Below are 18243 nucleotides of genomic sequence, written 5' to 3'. Positions count from 1 at the left end.
TCAGCCGGCGTCGTTCGGGCGGGTGCGGATCAGGTTCATGGCTCGCAGGCTGAGGACGACGGTGTCGGCCTGGTTCACCAGTTCGACCCGGGTATGCACGAGACCGCGGTCCGGCTTGCTCCGGGACGGACGGGCCTCGTCGACGGTGGCCCGGAGCGTCAGCTCGTCGCCGGGTCGGACCGGCTGGATCCAGCGCAGCTCGTCGACGCCCGGTGAGCCGAGGCTCGACACCGGGGACAGGTACTCGTCCGCGAGCAGCCGCATCATCAGGGCGCAGGTGTGCCAGCCGCTCGCGATGAGACCACCGAAGGGCCCCGCGGACGCTGCCTTCGCGTCGACGTGGAAGGGCTGCGGATCGAACCGCCGACCGAAGTCGACCACCTCCGCCTCGGCCACCCGGATGGGGCCGTACTCGGATGTCGTCCCGGGCACGTAGTCCTCGAAGTAGCGATCGGTCACGACGGGGAAGTTACCTGTGCGTCGTCGCCCTGCCCCGCGGCCCCCGTGCATCACGCCGGTCTGGCTCCTGCCGACTTCCGCTGCGTTCCTGCCACCGTCGCCGTCCGGTCCGTCCTCCGTGACCCCGTTCGCGAGACTGCCCACGTGACCGTCGACGACCTGCCCGTTCCGGCCTCAGCCGCCGCCCGCGCCGTCGCCGAGGTGGCCGCCACCCCCTCGCCTGCGCTGCTCGGCCCCGGCGAGGAGTTCATCCGCTGCTTCGAGGGTCAGGCGCAGCGCAGGCCCGACTCGCGGGCGGGCGCCTTCGTCGCCGGCGGCTTCGCCGATCGCGTCCGCGGCAACGTCCTCGACAACGTTCTCGACAACGGCTGAGCAGGTGCCGCCGGCCCGCAGGATCAGTGCCGGCGGCGGGGGAGCAGTGGTTCGGCCGCGTCGTCCTGCACCGAGGGACGCAGGTGGGTTGCGGTCGTCGGTGAGGGCAGCGCCGGCTCGTCCCCCTTCAGCCAGCTTTCCAGGTCCGGAACCCGCAGCCGGGCCCCGCTCACCGCCGGGATCACCAGCGCCGCCACGAGACCCAGCCCGGCGAGCGCGATCATCACGACGAGCCCCAGTCGCACACCGGAGGCGAGGTCCGCGCGGCCCTGGGCGACGAACGCGATGATCGGCCCGACGGCGTAGGCGGCCTCCGACCGCAGCAGTTCCACCAGTGCGAACGCCCGGCCGAGGGTCTTCGAGGGCACTCCGAAGGCAGCCAGGAACAACCCGGGCGACACCGTGGCCCCCGCTCCGAAGCCCAGGAGCAGCGTCGCCCACCGGACCGCCGAATCCGGATCGGCGCTCTCGGCGAAGAACAGGATCACCGCAGCCCCGGCCAGCGCCACCAGGCCCACGTCGACCAGCACCGCCAGATACCGGGTGCGCAGCAGGACCCCGAAGAGGACGGCGGCCACCACCAGCCCGACCGGCATTGGCCAGAACAGCAGTCCCGCCGAGCCGGGCGGGGTCCTGGCCACGTCGCTGAGGAGCAGCTGGGCGAGCTCGACCACGGAGACGACGACCGCACCGGCGATCATCGCCACCAGGGTCCCGGTCACCGGCAGCTGGGTGGACAGCGCCCTCACCGGCATCAGCGGCTCCCGCTTGCGGTACTCGGCCACCACCAGCACCACCAGCGCCAGCAGGCCGACGACGAAGGGAACGAAAAACACCGGCGCGGTGAACGACCTCCCCATGAGCACCGAGGTGGCGAAGAACGGCAGGAACGTCGCGGCCACGGCGAGGACGATGGCCGCCTTGTCCAACGCCAGGTCCGGATTGGCCGGATCGAACCGCGGATAGCCGAGCGCGGCCACGACCAGCCCGAGCAGCCCGAGGCCCATGACGGCCCACAGCAGGGGCCGCCAGGCACCGGCCGCGGCGACCGGGCCGCCGATCACCGGCCCGAGCGTGGTGGCGCCGAACAGGCCGACATTGACGATGGCGACCGTGACAGGCAGTCGGCTCACCCCGAAGCGGGTCACCAACGGTGGGAGCGCGGCGACGAGCATGAACCCGGTCGAGGTGCCCTGCAGCACCCGTCCGGCGAAGAAGAAGGCCGCGTTCGGAGCCGCGGCGGCCAGCACCGAGCCGACGATGAACACCGTCTCGTAGCCGAGGAACAGCTTCCGCTGGACGACGTGCTGGCCCAGGAAGGCTGCCACGACGGCGCCGAGCGCGTACCCGGCGTTGCTCATGCCCTCCGCCAACTGGAGGACCATCGGCGAGGTATGCAGGTCCCGGACCAGCACCGGGGTCAGAAACGAGAACGCCGTGGTCAGCACGATGTTCGGGGCCAGCCCCAGCAGCGCGATGGCCACCGCCGGCCCGTATCGACCCATCAGCGGTGACTTTCCCGGCATGGCTGTCCCCTCGTCGGCACTAGGACTTCGGTGCGCTGTGTCCCCCGAAGGAAGCCGGCTGAACCGGCGTGGCCCGATCGGATGGCGGCCGATAGTTCCGACGGCCGATGGCACACCTACCGGCCCGACGGCACCGAGATCCCTATCGGTACGGCCCTGCGCGCCTGACCCGAGTCAGTCCCATGCGGAACAGGCATGTCAGCTGACCACAGCCGTCGCACGACGCACCACGGAACCCGGCGGCGGGCGTGAACCGTGTGCAGACTCCCCAGCGAGGGCGCCGCCGGAGCGTCCCGGGGGAGGAGCGTCGTGGCGGAGATCGACAGCGGCGGACAGCCGGACGGGCACACCCGTCCGGCCCTGATGGCCGGGTCGCTGCTGTTCGTGCTCGTCCTGCTGGTCTCCGTGGCCGGCGGAATCGGCTCCGGTCTGCTCGTGATGGTGCCCGTCGTCGCGCTCGCGGGCGGGATGGCGGTGGTCCGCGGCCGGGCGCACTGGCTGGGCGCCGTCACGCTGCCGGCGGCGTTCGGGATGACCGCGGCCGGGTTGGCTGCTGTGGCGCTCGGCGGTGCCGTTCCGGCGCCGCCGCAGGACGCCGCCGCGCACGCCGTCGTCCCCCCGGATGCGACCGCGACCACCGCGCCGGTGCTGCCACCCGCGCCGGTGATGGCGGTGACCTGTCCCACCGGTGCAGCGGGCGCATCGCCCCTCTTCGGTCGGCAGACCACCGCCAGCGGTCCGTTCTCGGTGACCATCGACTACGGGGACGGCGACTCCTACACCAACGACGACCAGCACCTCGGCGCCATCTTCTCCCACACCTACCTGGTGCCCGGGGCCTTCGAGGTCACCGCCGTCCTCACCGACGCCACCGGCCAGACCACCTCCGCCACCTGCACCTACCGGTGGCCCGGCAGGGCCTGACCACGACCGGACGACGGACAGGGAGGCGAGACGCGGGTGCCGAGGACGAGCGCTGGGATCCTGCTCTACCGACGCACGCCCGACCAGGGGCTCCAGGTGCTGATCGGCCACATGGGCGGCCCGTTCTGGGCGAAGAAGGACGCCGGTGGCTGGTCGATCCCCAAGGGCGAGCACGGCCCGGACGACGACCCCTTCGCCACCGCCCGCCGCGAGTTCGCCGAGGAGCTCGGCTCCCCGGTGCCGTCCGACGACTTCCTCCCGCTGGGCACGCTGCGGGTGACCAGCGGCAAGGTGCTCACCGTCTGGGCCGCCGAGGGCAACCTGGACGCGGCGGTCACCACCAGCAACACCTTCGAGCTGGAGTGGCCGCCACGCTCCGGTCGGATGCAGTCGTTCCCGGAGATGGACCGGGCCGCCTGGTCCGGTCTGGAGGAGGCCCGCACCCGCCTCGTCACGGGCCAGCTCCCGTTCCTCGACCGCCTGGCGGAGCTGCTCGCCGGCGCGGCGCTGGGAGGATGACCGGCGATGGCAGCCAACCAGGACGACGGATCTCTGCGGGCCGCCTCGAGCAGCGCCTGGGCCGGCCTGCGCACGGCCGGGCGCGTCACCGGGACGGTGGCGCAGTTCCTCGCCCGCTGGGTACTCCGCCTGGCGCTCCCGCTGCTCTGCGCCGCCGCCGTCCTGCAGGCCTTTCCGTACCACGCCACCGTGCAGGGCATCCCGTTCGAGGTGCAGGGCACGCTCCTGCACCGGACCACGCTCTCGGCCGACACCACGCTGGGCAGCTGGGAGTTCCCCGACTTCGTCGGCCTGCCGATCGGCGTCCACATCAGCCCTGAGGACGTCGACGTCCTGCAGCTCACGAAGCTGGCCGGCGGCGACATGCCCGGCTTCGTCACCCGTCTCCAGGCCGGTGTCACCGACCTGGTCCCGCGGATCGCCGGCTGGCTGATCGGCGAGCTCCTCATCGGGCTGGCGATCGGCCTGGCCATCGCTGCCCTGATCAACATGTCGCTGCGCTACCTGCGCGGGACCCCGCGCCGGCCGCGCGAGCTGCGGCACCGGGCGCTCCAGCTGGGCGCCGCCGTCCTGGTCACTCTGGCCGTCGCCGTCTACGGCGCGGTCAGCTACAACCCCCACTGGGCCCGCGAGTCCCGTCTGACCGGCACCCTGGCCGCCGCGCAGCTGTTCCCTGGCCAGCTGTCGGCCTACTACAGCCAGCAGTCCAAGGCCTTCGACGTGCTCGGGTCGGTGATCGGCATCCAGTCCGCACTGCAGGCGCAGATCGAGGATCAGGCGCCGGAGACCGCGCTGCAGATCATGCTCATCTCCGACATGCACCTGGCCGCCAACTACCCCCTGGTCGGCCAGTACGCCGCCAGCTACGGCGTCGACCTGATCGTCAACACCGGCGACGAGAGCGAGTTCGGCACCCGTGAGGAGCTCACGCCTGCCTACCTCGACGCGCTGCGCACCGTCACCGCCACCACCCCGATGCTCTGGCTGGCCGGCAACCACGGCTCACCCGCCACCGTCGACGTGCTCCGCGGCATCCCCGGCGTGACCGTGCTGGGCACCAAGACCGCCACCGGCGACGGGTACGCCGTCACCGCCGGCGTCGTGGACGCCTACGGGCTCACCATCGCCGGGCTGTCGGACCCGCGCGTGTACGGCGCCACGGGCGCCTACGGCGCCGACGCCCCGGACGTCACCGACCCGCTGGAGCGCGCCGCCGTCGAGGACGCCGTGGGGCAGGACAGCGAGGGCGACGACGAGGACACCACCGCTGTCACCACCGGTCCCGCCGAGCCGTCGCTGACCGACCCGTCCCTGTCCGAGCCCACCCTGCCCGACCCGCAGGTGGCCGACGGGACCCCCACCGGCCCGACCTCCGACACCCCCGCCGGCCCGCCCGGCGTCGGACCGGTCGACCTGTTCGCCACCCACGAACCGGTGCAGGCCGAGGCGCTGCGCGACGTGCTGCGCGGGCAGGTCCGGCAGACCGTGTCCGGCCACGGGCACAGCCAGAACGCCGCCGACGAGATCCAGGACGGCACCGCGATCGACCTGCTGGAGGGCTCCACCGGGGCCGGTGGGCTGGACAACATCGTGCGGGGCATCGAGCGTCCGCCGATCGAGTTCAGCATCGAGTCGGTCGGCGCGGACTGCCAGTTCACCCGGGTCGTCCGCTTCTCGATCACGCTGGAGGACATGGGGTCGGGCGCGACGGACGCGGCCCCGGGGGACATCTTCAGCCCGCAGGCCTACGGCAACGACGTCACCGCCTCGACGGTCTACTTCCGGCCGCAGGACGTGGCGGACGACCGCACCTGTGGCACCGAGCTCGGCCTCGGCGCGGAGCGCCCCTGGCCCCGCTGAGCGCGCCCGGGGCGCCCTGGGCTGCCACTATGGCCACAAGTGAAGTGGGGCCGCCACGGCCCAGAGGTCACGGCAGGGTGCGGGCGAACGCCTCGACCGGGTCCGCGCCGGCCCCCAGCGCGCAGATCAGCTCGATGCGGGCGGTGGCGGGGGAGCGCAGGCCGGCCGACAACAGACCGCGGTCGGCGACGTCGAGGTCCCCACCGGGCCCGGCGTACCGGCCGCCCACCGGTCCCGCCCCCGTGCGGGATGCCATCACCACCGGCATACCGGCGTCGACGGCCGCCCCGAGCACCGGCATCCAGGCCGCGGGGGCGTGGCCGAGTCCGAACCGGGCGACGACCAGGCCGTCGGCGCCGGCGACCGCGGCCTCCAGCACCCGCCGGGGCGCACCCGCGGCCACCACCAGCAGCGGCACGTCGGCCGCCGCGTGGACGACGTCGTACCGGGTCAGGGGTGACGGCGGTGCCACGAAGATCACCCGGTCGCCGTGTACGAGCCCGACCGGACCCGCGTTCGGGCTGCCGAACGTCGAGGTCGTACTGCTGTGCCGCTTGGTCACCGTGACCGCGCGGTGCACGTCGTCGTCGAGGACCACCAGCGCACCGCGGCCCGCTGCGTCCGGGTGGGCCGCTACGAGGAGGGCGGCCTGCAGGTTCCGTGCCCCGTCGGCGCCCGGTTCGTCACTGGCCCGCATCGCCCCGGTCACCACCACCGGCCGCGGCGAGCGGACGGCGAAGGACAACAGTGCGGCCGTCTCCTCCAGGGTGTCCGTCCCCTGGCTCACGACCACCGCATCGTGCTCGACGAGCAGCTCCTCGACCCGGTGCGCCACCTCCAGCATGGTCGGCGGCGTCAGGTCCCAGCTGGAGGTCAGCCCGAAGTCGCTGCCCTGTACCTCGACCCCGGGCAGGGCGGGCACGGTGGCCAGCAGGTCCGCGGCTCGCAGGGTCTTCACCGCCACGCCCGTGGTGGTGGTGCAGGCGATGGTGCCGCCCGTGGCCAGCAGGACGATGCGCAGGGGCCGGGTCATCGGCGCAGCGTAGGTCGCGGCGCAGGCCTTGTGCAGCTGTTGGCGCTCCTCCGCTCGGTGGTGGGCAGCGACCACTTCCGGCGTCAGTTCACGGACGCCCGGCGTGCGGGACGTCGACCCGTGTCGTCACCAGCAGTGCCTCGCGCACCGGCGCCCGGTTGTGCTCGAAGAAGTCCGGCGCGCAGCACAGCAGCAGGGTGCGGCCGTCGTCCCCACCGAGGGCGCAGGCGAAGACGCCCTGGCCCTCGGGGGCGGCGATCGACTCGACGATCGCGCCTCCGGGCGCCACCCGGACCACCCGGCCGCCCACAGCGTCCGCGGCCCAGATGTGGCCCTCGGCGTCCAGGGTGCAGCCGTCCGGGGCGGTCTTCAGCTGGCTGAGCACCTCCTCGGTCCCGGTTCCGGTCACCTCCGGCCCGAGCTCGGCCCACACCCGGCGGTTGCCCAGCGAGCCGTCGGCGGCCAGGTCGAAGGCGGTGAACCGGTTGCCCAGCGTCTCGCCGACGATCAGAGTGCCGCCGTCGGGAGTGATCACCGCGCCGTTGGGGAACTGCAGGCCGTCGGCGACGACGGTGACCGTGCCGTCGGGGTCGACCCGCTTGAGCGACGCCGGCGCGCCGTCCCCGCCGCCCATCAGGTCGAAGCCGAAGTCACCGACGAACACGCGCCCCGCATCGTCGACGACGCAGTCGTTGAGGTGGCCGCCGCAGTGGTCGGTCAGGTCGGCCAACGTGGACAGCTCGCCGTCGGCGAAGCGCAGCAGCCGGTGGTCCTTCATCGAGACGATGACCAGCGAGCCGTCCGGCAGCCAGCCCAGCCCCGAGGGCTGCTGCTCGACGGTGACCACGACGGTCTCCCCGCCGTCCGGGGTGATCCGGCTGACCTGCTGCCGGTAGAAGTCAGACACCCACCAGGTGCCGTCGTGCCAGCGCGGGCCCTCGAAATACGAGCCGCCGGTGAAGAGGGTCGTGAGCTGTCGTGTCGCCATGGCCGGACCCTACGAGTGATCCCCGGAGCGGCCACAGTGGCCGCAATGGCCGGTCCGGGCTCAGGTGGTGAAGCGCCCGCCCGCGGCCTCGGTGAGCCGGCCGGACGTCACCGCCGCAACCAGCGCGGCGTCCAGCACCGGCAGCAGCGCCGGCGTGCGGCGCCGGTGCCCGAAAACCTCGACCGTGCGCAGGAAGAGCTCGTCCGCGGCCAGCCCGCCGCGGGCCCGGCAGAGCCCGGCCATCGCGTTGCCGATCTCCTCGGGGGCGACCTGGTCCAGTGACCGGTCGCCGCTGGCGGCCTGACGCCGGAAGAAGCGCCAGGACGACGGGTCGAGGTCGGCCGGCCACGCGACGTCGTCGGTGACGACCCCCTCGGGCAGCAGCGCGAGCAGCGCCGTCCGCCGGGCCGCGGTCACCCGGGTCAGGCCGAACGCCGCCGCGGTGGCCTTCACCAGCCGGTCGACGTGCACCGGTCCCTCGGCCTTGACGCCCGCGGTCAGCACCCGGCGCACCGCGCGGGCCGCCTTGGCGTCGGCGAGGGAGTCGAGCACCTTCCTGTCCCCGGCCGGCTTCGGCGTCCACACCACGAAGGGCAGCTCGTCGTCCAGCGGTGCCGCGACGGGCGCGGGCTTCCGGACCCGGGCGACCCGGGCAGCCGGCGCCTCCACCGGCTCCGGGACCGTGGCCGGGGTCGGCTCCACAGCCGCCGGCACCGGAACCGATGCGAGGACCGGCGCCGCCAGCGCCGGCACGAGCGACAGCGCCGGGACGGCGACCGTGGTCGCCGGCGCGCCGGAGAACGCCAGCACCGACCGTGCCGGCTGCAGCGGCCGGCCCTGCACCGGGATGGGCCCCGAGGAAGGCTGGGCAGCGACGAAGGCCGGCTCCGAGGCCGGACGCGGGGCCGGGGCCGAACGCGGCGCCGTCGCGGCGGCCGGACGGCGGACCGGCCGGCGCAGACCCGGACCCGGCGGCGGCGGGGGAGTGGCCTCCACCGCGGCGACCAGCCGGTCGAGCACCGCGTTCCGGCCGGTCAACCAGGACGGCAGCCAGACCCGCTCGACCGCCGGCCACCCGAGCAGCCCGGACAGCACGTCGACGGGCAGCCCGTCCCGGTCACCCACGGTGCGGCGGGCGGCCCAGGCCGGGCCGTCGAGCAGCACGGCGAGCACCGGGGCGTCCGGCGCGGCGGCGCGGGCGACGGTCAGGTCGACGCGGAACTCCGACAGCCCGACGTCCGTGCACACGACCAGCCCGCGGGAGCGCAGCGCCGCGGCGACCTCCTCACGGTGCCGGTCGGCGGCCCCGGCCGGGCGGACGGCGCGGGGCAGCGCGTCCACGCCGCGGCCGGCCAGGTCGAGGTAGGCGCGCAGGTGTGCGATGCCGGTCGACGCGGTGTCCTCGGCGCGCAGCTGCTCCGGCGCGAAGGAGGAGAACACGATCACCTGACGGCGCGCGCGGGTGACCGCCACGTTGAGCAGGCGCTCACCACCGGCCCGGTTGAGCGGGCCGAAGTCCAGTGGCAGCCGGCCGCGGGCGTCCGGGCTGAAGGCGGTGGAGAGCAGCACGACCTCGCGCTCGTCGCCCTGCACGCTCTCCAGGTCTTTGACGAACAGACCCTCGCCGTCGGTGCGCGCCAGCGCCTCGAGCACCCGGTCGTCCCCGCAGTCGCGGAGCAGGTCCTCGATGTGCGCCCGCTGCGCGGTGGAGAAGGCGACCACGCCGATCGAGGGCAGCCCGACGGCGCAGGCGTCGAAGCGGCGCAGCACCTCTGACACCACCGCGGAGGCCTCCACCGGGTTGGTGCGCAACAGCCGGGCCATGCCGGTGCGGTGGAAGGTGCCGCCGACCTGCACCAGGGACACCCCGTGCCCGTCGGGGCGGGCCGAGGGGCCGTCTGCCGCCGGCGCCGGGAACGACGACAGCCGGGAGCGGTAGTACCGGGCGTTGCTGAAGGCGATCAACGACTCGTCCTGGCTGCGGTAGTGCCACGTCAGTTCCCGCCGCGGCACGCCGGCCCGCAGGCACGCGGCGAGGACGGACTCCTCGTCGCCGACCGCGCCGGCGTCGTCGGCCGGCTCCCCGGCGACGGCCGGTGCGGGGGAGCACGTCGGCGGCAGCTGCCGGCTGTCCCCGACCACGACCGCGGCGCTCGCCCGACCCAGCGCGCCGACGGCGTCGGCGACCCGGAGCTGCGAGGCCTCGTCGATGACCACGAGGTCGAACAGCCCGCGGACGGCGGGAAGGAAGCGGGCGACGTCGTCCGGGCCGGCCAGCACGCACGGCGTCACCGCGGTGATCAGCTCGCCGTGGGCGGCCAGCAGGCCACGCACGCCCAGCCCGCCGCGGTCCAGCTCGCGCTGCAGCGCGGCGACCTGCTGGCCGGCGACCGGCCGGTCGGCGAGCACGCCCGCCGGCAGCGCGGCGACCAGGTGCCGGCGGACGGCGCGGGACGCGGCGGTGAACCGGGCGACCGCCGCCTGGTGCCGACGGCCGTCGAAGGCGCTCAGCCCGGTGGCGTCGCGGCGCTCGGTGCCGGAGACGTCGGCCAGACCCCGGTCGAAGGCCCGCACCGCGTCCTCGGCTTGGATCACCCCGGACAGCAGGGCCCGCCGCGCCTCGACCAGGCCGGCGTCGCGGAGCGGCTCGAGGGTGTCCAGCAGGCTCACCCAGCGGCGCAGCGACACGGGATGGGTGTACTCGACGCCGCGCTCGGGGCGGGTCATCGTCCAGCGCAGCACGAAGCCGTCGCCGCTCCACGCAGCCCACTGCGCGGAGCTGGTCGAACAGGCGGTCATCAGCGCCGACAGTGCGTTCCGGAGCCGGCCGACCAGGTCGGCGGCGGCTCCGTCGGCCACCGGGCCGCTGGAGAGGAAGCGGCGCAGCGCGCCGGCGAACCCGGTGTCGCCGTCCACGGCGGCGGCCGCGCGGCGCAGCCAGCTCACCTCCGCCTCGAGCAGGAAGCGGCCGTTGTCGAAAAACGGGTTCCAGGTGGCCGGCACCCGCAGGCCGGGGACGGCGGTGGCGCGCTGGGCGGCGGTGCGCACCGCGACCTGCACCCGGCGCAGCGCCGCGGTCAGTGCGGGGACGTCGGCGCGGCGGACCTTCGCGCCGGGCCGCAGCGTGGGGCCCAGCGCCGTCCGGACGGGGGCCAGCCGGGCTCGCCGACGCAGCCAGCCAGCAGCGGCGGCGGCCTGGGCGTCGACGAACAACTGGCCCAGCGGCAGGCCGAGCGCGGCCGGGGTGGCGACGTCGAAGCCGGGGTGCGTCGCCCCGACCAGCGCGGCGACCTCGGCGGTGACCGTGGCCGCAGCCGCCGACCACCGCTCGGTGCGAACCTCGTCGAGCACCTCGAGGGTGACCTTCGGGCCGGTGAGCAGGTGCACGAGCGCCTCCAGGTGCTCCGGCGTCCGGGCGGCACGCACCACTGCGGCCAGCGCGCCCTCGCCGGGCAGCTCCCGGACGGCCCGGTCGACCGAGACCGCGGCCTGCTGCACGGCGGTGATGTCGACGTGCATCGTGTCGATGAACGCCCAGGCGTGCCCGGTGGACGGGCGGGCCAGGTCGGCGATGTCGGGCAGCAGCGCCAGGGCACGGCGCACCGCGGTCATCGTCTCGGGCGTGGCGTCGGCGACGAACGCGGCCGGCATCGGCAGCGCCGGGACGTCGGTCCCGGCGGCCAGCGCCCCGGTGCGCGCGGAGTAGTACGAGAGCCCGGCGCCGTTGGCCGCGTGCAGCTGGTCGGCGTATCGGGCGAGCTCGCGGCGGGCCGTGCGCAGGCTCTCGGTGTCGGCGGCCAGACCCGCGGCGTCCGCCTCGACGGCATGCTCCAGCGCGGCCCGCACCTGGGCGCGCACCGCGGCCGGCCGGCTGCCCTCGCCGTGCAGGTCGAGGGCGAACGGGCCCATGCCGACGGCGTCCAGCCGCCGGGCGACGACGTCCAGGGCGGTGCGCTTCCCGGCCACGAACAGCACCCGCTTGCCGTCGGCGACGGCCCGGGCGAGCAGGTTGGTGATGGTGTGGGACTTGCCGGTGCCGGGCGCGCCCTCCAGCACGAAGGTCCGGCCGGCGCCGGCCTCGGCCAGCGCGCGCAGCTGCGCGGCGTCGGCCGGGAGCGGGCACCGGGCGGCGAGCTCGTCGAGCTCCGTCGGGTCGGCAGTGCCGGCAGCCGGGTCGGTGAACGGCTGGTCCGGGGCATGTGCCAGGGCGGCGACCAGCGGGCCCGCCGCGAGCTCGGTGCCGTGCTCGTCGAGGTCCCTCCACCGCCGGTACGCCGCGAACGGCAGGACGGCCAGCTCGGCGGTCGGCTCCACCCGGAAGGGCAGCCCGTGCTCGGCCAGCGCCGTCCGCAGTGCGGCGAGGGCGGCGTCCAGGTCGATGCCGACCCCGTCCTCACCGGGGGTCGCCATGCCGGGCACGGTCAGCCCGTGCCGCCGGCGGAGCAGCTCCAGCAGGCACCCGTTGGGTGTGCTCGTGCCGGACTCGTCCAGGCCGAGGCGGTAGCCACCGTTCCGGGAGGTCGGGGTGAGGACGACGGGCACCAGCACCAGCGGCGAGCGCACGGGGCGGCCGTCCAGCGCCCAGGCCAGCGAGCCCAGGGCCAGGAACAGGTCGTTGGCCCCGGTCTCCTCGGCGCCCGTCCGGGCCTGGTGCGCCAGACCGCGCAGCCGGGGGAGGTGGCCGGCGTCCGGGACGTCGGAGTGCACCGTCCGGCGGGTGGCCAGCAGCTCGGTCAGCTGCTCGGCCGGCAGGTCGCGGGCTGAGCGCACCCCACGCTCCCGGGCGGGGACGCACATCCGGTCGCCGGGCAGCAGGGTCACCGGGGCGCCGGTGTGCAGGAGCCGCCCGAGAACGGCCAGCGCGTCCGGCGGCACGGTCAGCGCCAGGCCGGCGCGCTCGGGGAAGTCGATCAGCCGGTTGCGCGGGCTCAGGTCCAGCAGCACGTCCTGCCACGCCGGCAGGCGCGCCGTCCGCTGCTCCACGATGTCCGGGCTGCCGTCGGCGTCCGGCGTCGGCAGCGGCCGGATGCCCTGGGTACGGGCGCGGTGCACGTCGGTGACCCCGAGGACCCGGCCGAGGTCGCCGGTCAGCCAGGCGGCGTACGGCGGGCGGTGCAGGTCCACGCCGGGGCAGCCGCGGTCGGTGAGCAGCGTGGTCTCCACCAGCCGAATCCGGCCGAGGTCGACGGAGTTCACCAGCGCCGCGACGTCGGTGGTGGTGGTGGTGGCCGCGCAGTCGGCGTTGCGCTCCTCACGCCAGTAGCCGAGGAACGCGGCGCTCTCACCGTCCCGGCCGGTGCCCGAGGACTCCACCAGCCACAGCAGCGTCCGGATGCCGGCCCGCTCGCAGGCCGAGGCGAGGGTCACCACGGTGTCCAGGCAGGTGCCGACGCGCCCGTCCAGGACCTCGCCGGGGGTGCGGACGAGCTGGCCGATGTCGGCCCAGCTGGCCGGCGCCGCGCTGTGCCGGACGGCGCGGCGGCGCAGCGCCTCGGCGAGGGCGGCGACGATCTGATCCACCCGCGCGGGACCGGCAGCGGAGCCTTCGGTGCTGGCGTTGCCGGTGCGCTCCTCGAGCAGGCCGGCGGCGTCGTCGAGCAGGACACGCACCGCGGGGTGCGCGGGCTGGACATGGGCGGCGAGCATCTCCAGCGCCAACGGCGCCGGGGTGGCCAGCCACTGGCCGGCGGCGAGCACGTGCACCGGAACCCGGCGCCGGCCCAGCAGCCGGCCGTCCGCGGTGACCTCGACCCGGACCCAGCCCGGGCGGCGCTCCGGAACGGCGCGCATCGCGGCCGGGTCGAGGGTGAGCCCGACGTCCCCGCGCACCGTCGTCCGGCCCGCCGTGAGGTCGATGAGCACTTCCACCGGCTCGCCGATCGGCCCTTGGGCGTCGGTCACGGTGAGCCGGACGACGGCGCCGCGCACGTCTGCGTCACTGGTGAGAGCGAGGCGGGAGACGACCGGCACGGCGCTGTGCGCCAGCGCGGAACTCAGCACCGGGATGGCCGTCAGCTCGATCGAGACCCCGGCCGGCGCGGTCGTGCCGGTGCTCGGCTGCAGGTCAGCGGTGTCGCCCATGCTCCTTGTGTACCGGCACGGACGAACCGTTCCCGGCAGGCTGGGCGGACGCCCGAGGTGCCTGTGACTGCTGGTGCCCGAGGGGGTTGGCGAGCTCTCCGCGACCGCGCCGGGCGGGGTCGGCGCCCTGGCTCAGAGCAGGGCGAGCTCGCTGCACATCGGGCAGAGCGAGTCGACCACGGTCGCCCCCGGTGGCCAGGCGACGTCCTCGTCGCGGGCGACGTAGGCGCCGCACAGTGCCTTGCGCACCGTCGTGCCGATCGTCGCGTGGGCCGGACCGATCAGCCGCGGCGTGGGGCCGCCCGCGGCCGTCATGGACCCGACCATCATCACGGCGCGGGCCGTGCGGTAGGTGAACCCCATGGGGGGAGGTTCGGCAGCCGGGCGGCGAACTGTAGGCAATCCGCGCCTCAGCACCGATCGTGCACCGCACCGGCCCAGGCGTCACACCCGCCCCGTGCGACCCGGCCCCCGCGCGGCCGAAGTGGCCACTTCGGCCGCGCGGGGCCGGCCCCGGACGCAGCTGTACCGCCGTCGCTGGCCATACTCCCGGCCAGCGACGGCGGTACAGGTACTGCGCGGTGGTGCGGGGGACTCAGACGTCGAAGCCCGCGCGGTCGACCTTGCGGTGGAACCGGTCGCCGAGCTTGCCACCGAGAATTGCGCCGATCAGCGTGACCAGCAGGACGGCGACCAGGGCGATGATGCCGGCGGTGGTGGCGGTGCCCTCGTCGACCGGGATGCGCGGCAGGTTCAGCTGGGAGAGCACGTTGTACTTCGAGCCGAAGACGACGCCGAGCACGGCCAGGATGATCACGATGACCAGGCCGATGACCCACACGGCGATGCCCTGGCGGATGCCGTCGAAGCGGGCCATCCGGCCGGCGACGTAGCCACCGGCCAGGTAGGCGAGGAAGAGCACGACGAGCAGCGCGATGCCGCCGCCGATGCCGATGCCGCCGGCGTTCGAGGTGGCCTCGCCGGCCGAGGGCACGCCCTGGGTCAGGCCGATGGCCACCCCGGCAGCGGAGATCAGCGCGATGAGCAGGACGGCGAGGCCGTTGGCCGACAGCCAGCCGAAGAAGGCCGCGCCCCACTTGATGCCGCCGAAGCGGTCGTGCTGGGCGGCGACGGCGTCGCGGCCCGGGCCGCGCGAGGCGCGGGCACCGGCCTGGGAGGTGGTGAGGGTGCGGTCGTCGTCCGACGGGACGCTGCTGGCCATGAGGGTGTGCTCCTGGGATGTCATTGCGGGAGGGGCGCCGGGCGGGAGGGGCGCCGGGCGGGCGGAGGCCGTGCGCGCCGGCCCGGGCAAGCCGGCCCCGGTCGGTGTGGCGACGGGGGCCGGCTGGTCCGGTGATGCGGCGGCGTCGCGGTCGCGGCGCCGGGGGAGATCAGCGGCGGTTGGTGCCGGTGGTGTCGACGCCGTCGGCCTCGATCTGCTCCTTGCGCACGGTGTCGGTGACGGTCTCCTGGTCGACGACCGTGTCGACGTCCAGCCGCACGCGCTCGACCGGCACGGCCTCCTTGGCCACGACCGGGCGCTCGGCGTGCAGGACGACCTCGTGCTCCTCCTCGGAGATGGCCGGGCCGGACAGGGCGTCGCCGACGGTGGCATCGGTGATGGGCTCGCGCTCGATGCGCACCTCCTCGTGGGAGACGGGCACCGTCTGGCTGACCTGCTCCTCGACGACGTACTTGCGCAGCCGGGCCGTACCGGCCTCGACCCGCTGGGTGCCGACGCGGAGCTGCTCTTCCGAGCGCGTCATCGCGTCGTCGGTGGTGGGCCCGGAGGTGTCGTGGCCGACGGTCCCGTGCCGGTTGGTGTCGGTGGTGGTCGTGTCGACGTACCCGGCGGTGGTGTCGGTGTCCACGCCCGAGGTCTGGCCGGTGACGCCGTAGTAGCGGTAGAGCTCGGCCTCCTCCTCGGGGGAGAGGTGGCCCTGCTCGGCGTCGACGCGGGGCGCGTCCTTGACGCGCGCCTTGTCGTAGGGGACGCGCAGGCTGTCGCCGGCGATCTCGGCCTCGGCCAGGGGCACGAAGCTCTCCTGGGTGCCGAACATGCCGGTGCTGACGGTGGCCCACTCCGGGCGACCGGTCTGGTCGTCCAGGTACACCTGGCCGATCTTGCCGAGCTTGCTGCCGTCGCTGTCGACGGCGTTGGTGCCGATGATGCGGTTGACGTCCTGGGTCGTGATCATGCGCGTGTCCTCCGGAACTGGGTCGGCTGGTCGGAGGGGACCGCGCCGGTGCGCCGTCCCTCGCCGAAGGCCTGGGTGCCCGTCTCGTTTACGCCGTAAACTGCCCGCGGCGACAATTCCTGCGCCATCGGACCGTGGCCGATCCGGCGGGGTGCCTCCTACAGGTCCATGACCGATCCGTCGTCGGAGTTCTTGGCCTCGTGGAGCACCCCGGTCAGCCGGTCCAGCAGGTTCTCCAGCGCCTCCTCGAACTCGGCCGCCGACTTGTTCTGCGACAACAGCGGCTCGGTGCGCAGCAGGTTCGGGTGCCTGTCGAGGTCGGTGGCCGCCTGTGCCTTCGGGTCACCCTCGGGCTGGTCGAGCAGGCTCACCTGCGCGCCGAGCTGGGTGACCTCCAGCAGCAGGTGCCCTAACAGGAAGCTGGAGTAGGCGCGGTAGGCGGCCACGGCGGCCTGGTCGGAGAAGCCGCTGTCGGTCAGGGTGCCGAGGAAGGACTCGACCAACCGCAGGCTGCGCAACGGCGGGCGCACCCACGGGGCGGCCGGTGGCCGGCTGGCGACGAGCGGAAAGACCGACGGGTGGGCGAGGGCGATACGCCGCACGCCGTGCGCCAGCTTCATGAGGTAGTCCTGCCAGCCGCTGTGGTCCTCGATGTAGAGGTCGTCGCCATCCTCGTTGTCGAACAGGGTCTCCACGACGCTGTCCACCACGCCGTCGAGCAGGTCCTCGCGGCCGGGGACGTAGCGGTACAGAGCCATCGCCTCCACGCCGAGCTGGGCGCCGAGGCGGCGCATGGTGAGCGCGGCCAGTCCGTGCCGGTCGATGAACTCGACGGCGGTCCACAGGATGCGTTCCCGGTCCAGGCCCGGTGGCCGGGTCAGTGCGGCGGCGGCGTCGGTGCCCCGGGTCACCGCCACCAGGTCGGGATCGAGATCGTCGTCACTCGTGGTCATCGTCGCCCTCCGTCGTGCCGCGTTCCCGGCCCCCCACTGTCCGCCCTCGGCTCGCCGTACGCGGAGGTGGGAGCGGTGAACTACCCCGGGCGGGGCAGCTCATCAGCACTCATGTGACCGGAGACACTGCTAGCAATGTGCTTGCTTTAGTTAGCAGGGCGCCGGGACGGGGCATGACACGACAGTCAGGTCATCCCCGTCCCACCTTGGAGTTCTCATGACCGACACGACCCCGCTCATCAACCAGCTGCGCGCCCTCCTGCTGCTCACGCAGACCGAGGAGCAGATCGCCCGCGTCCGTATCGGCCAGGCGCGCACCGACGCCGTCCGCCGCGAGCTGACCCAGAACGCCGACCACGCCGCGGAACGCTCGCGGGCCATCACCGCGCAGCTGCGCGACCTCGGTGGCGTCGCCGACGTCGTCACCCCCGCGCTCGGCCGCCTCGGCGCCCTGGTCAAGGCCACCTTCGACCAGGCCGCGCCGATCGAGGAGGCCCTGCTGCAGGACCTCTCCCTCGAGCACCAGCTCGTCGACCGCGCCACCTACCTCAAGGTGCTCGCCGATACCGCGAAGCAGACGAAGGTCAACGCCCTCGCCGAGCGGCTGATCACCGCGCACACCGCCACTGTCGAGTGGCTGACCGTCGTGTTGGCCGAGGAAGCCCTCGGTGGCCCCGCGGCCCTGCGGGCCACTCCGCTGCAGCGGGTCGCCGGTGGCGCCACCCGCCTGGCCAACCTGCCGGTGCGCTTCGCGGCCAACACCGTCAACCGCGCCGTCGACTCGGTGCAGCAGGTCGGCGAGGAGACCGAGGAGCGGGTGAGCACCGTGGCCGGCAAGGCCGCCCAGTTCACCGGCGCCGTCCGCGAGACGCTCACGGTCGGCCGCAGCGCCTCGCTGCGTCGCGCCGAGCGGATCGCTCGCCGTGACGGCAACCGCACCGCCGCCGACACCGCCAAGGCCGCCCGCGAGGAGCTCGGCGACGTCGCCGCCGACGAGCTGCCGATCAAGGGCTACGACTCGCTGTCGACCTCCGATGCGGCCAAGGCCGTCAAGGAGCTGACCAGCGCCCACGACGTCCGGGTGGTCATCCGGTACGAGGAGACCCACAAGAACCGGACCAGCGTGATCAGCGCCGCGCAGACCACCGTGGCCGGGCTGGCCAAGGAGGCCGTCGGCATCGCCGACTGACCTGCACCGCTCCCGCTGCGGGGCCCGCACCCGATCCGGGTGCGGGCCCCGTCGCATGCTCGCCCGCTGTCCGGAGCCGTACACGCAGCGGCAGCGGCGAACGGTGCGGTGCCGGTCCACCGGGGAGAGGAACGTCACGAA

14 protein-coding genes are annotated in these 18243 nt (G+C 74.4%); 5 read left to right on the top strand and 9 right to left on the bottom strand.

From position 1 onward, the window contains the following. A complete protein-coding gene (locus BLW04_RS14910) occupies window positions 1-459 on the bottom strand; it encodes a MaoC family dehydratase (RefSeq protein ID WP_217631052.1) in 459 nt (152 codons plus the stop codon). Between the two features lie 144 nt (window positions 460-603). On the opposite strand from BLW04_RS14910, the gene BLW04_RS14905 reads away from it, so the two are divergent. Then, window positions 604-831, top strand: a complete 228-nt coding sequence (locus BLW04_RS14905; RefSeq protein WP_091542780.1) for a hypothetical protein — start codon at window positions 604-606, stop codon at window positions 829-831. Between the two features lie 23 nt (window positions 832-854). Here BLW04_RS14905 and BLW04_RS14900 read toward each other — a convergent pair whose 3' ends face one another. Continuing rightward, window positions 855-2357 (bottom strand): MFS transporter, encoded by a 1503-nt coding sequence (locus BLW04_RS14900; protein ID WP_091542776.1) that lies wholly within the window; start codon window positions 2355-2357, stop codon window positions 855-857. 309 nt (window positions 2358-2666) lie between these two features. On the opposite strand from BLW04_RS14900, the gene BLW04_RS14895 reads away from it, so the two are divergent. From BLW04_RS14895 to BLW04_RS14885, 3 genes are read left to right on the top strand one after another with little or no spacing between them, the layout of a single operon-like run. Next, a complete protein-coding gene (locus BLW04_RS14895; RefSeq protein ID WP_091542771.1) occupies window positions 2667-3281 on the top strand; it encodes a PKD domain-containing protein in 615 nt (204 codons plus the stop codon). Window positions 3282-3317: 36 nt separating this feature from the next. Further along, on the top strand, window positions 3318-3800 hold the full coding sequence (locus tag BLW04_RS14890) for an NUDIX hydrolase (RefSeq protein WP_091542767.1): 483 nt from the start codon (window positions 3318-3320) through the stop codon (window positions 3798-3800). A gap of 6 nt (window positions 3801-3806) precedes the next feature. Then, window positions 3807-5660 (top strand): metallophosphoesterase, encoded by a 1854-nt coding sequence (locus BLW04_RS14885; protein WP_254781581.1) that lies wholly within the window; start codon window positions 3807-3809, stop codon window positions 5658-5660. A gap of 67 nt (window positions 5661-5727) precedes the next feature. On the opposite strand, the gene BLW04_RS14880 is transcribed toward BLW04_RS14885, so the two are convergent. The 7 genes from BLW04_RS14880 to BLW04_RS14850 form a co-directional block, all read right to left on the bottom strand. Beyond that, window positions 5728-6693: an asparaginase gene (locus tag BLW04_RS14880; protein ID WP_139306857.1), complete on the bottom strand. Its 966-nt coding sequence runs from the start codon at window positions 6691-6693 to the stop codon at window positions 5728-5730. Window positions 6694-6781: 88 nt separating this feature from the next. Next, window positions 6782-7681 carry an SMP-30/gluconolactonase/LRE family protein gene (locus BLW04_RS14875; RefSeq protein WP_091542759.1) on the bottom strand — a complete coding sequence of 300 codons (900 nt, stop codon included), beginning with the start codon at window positions 7679-7681 and terminating at the stop codon, window positions 6782-6784. Between the two features lie 60 nt (window positions 7682-7741). Continuing rightward, complete coding sequence (locus tag BLW04_RS14870; RefSeq protein ID WP_091542756.1) at window positions 7742-13762, bottom strand: DUF4011 domain-containing protein; 6021 nt, start codon at window positions 13760-13762, stop codon at window positions 7742-7744. 132 nt (window positions 13763-13894) lie between these two features. Continuing rightward, window positions 13895-14125: a hypothetical protein gene (locus BLW04_RS14865; protein ID WP_091542752.1), complete on the bottom strand. Its 231-nt coding sequence runs from the start codon at window positions 14123-14125 to the stop codon at window positions 13895-13897. Between the two features lie 232 nt (window positions 14126-14357). Continuing rightward, window positions 14358-14984 (bottom strand): hypothetical protein, encoded by a 627-nt coding sequence (locus BLW04_RS14860; protein WP_091542747.1) that lies wholly within the window; start codon window positions 14982-14984, stop codon window positions 14358-14360. Window positions 14985-15153: 169 nt separating this feature from the next. Continuing rightward, a complete protein-coding gene (locus tag BLW04_RS14855) occupies window positions 15154-15960 on the bottom strand; it encodes a DUF2382 domain-containing protein (protein ID WP_091542743.1) in 807 nt (268 codons plus the stop codon). Window positions 15961-16118: 158 nt separating this feature from the next. Continuing rightward, window positions 16119-16913: a TetR/AcrR family transcriptional regulator gene (locus tag BLW04_RS14850; RefSeq protein ID WP_091542738.1), complete on the bottom strand. Its 795-nt coding sequence runs from the start codon at window positions 16911-16913 to the stop codon at window positions 16119-16121. Window positions 16914-17130: 217 nt separating this feature from the next. On the opposite strand from BLW04_RS14850, the gene BLW04_RS14845 reads away from it, so the two are divergent. Next, a complete protein-coding gene (locus BLW04_RS14845; protein ID WP_091542734.1) occupies window positions 17131-18102 on the top strand; it encodes a hypothetical protein in 972 nt (323 codons plus the stop codon). Window positions 18103-18243: the final 141 nt, after the last annotated feature.

Origin of the sequence: Modestobacter sp. DSM 44400 (assembly GCF_900107175.1) — a bacterium.
GTDB lineage: Bacteria > Actinomycetota > Actinomycetes > Mycobacteriales > Geodermatophilaceae > Modestobacter.
This window is presented reverse-complemented; position numbering and strand designations above follow the sequence as displayed.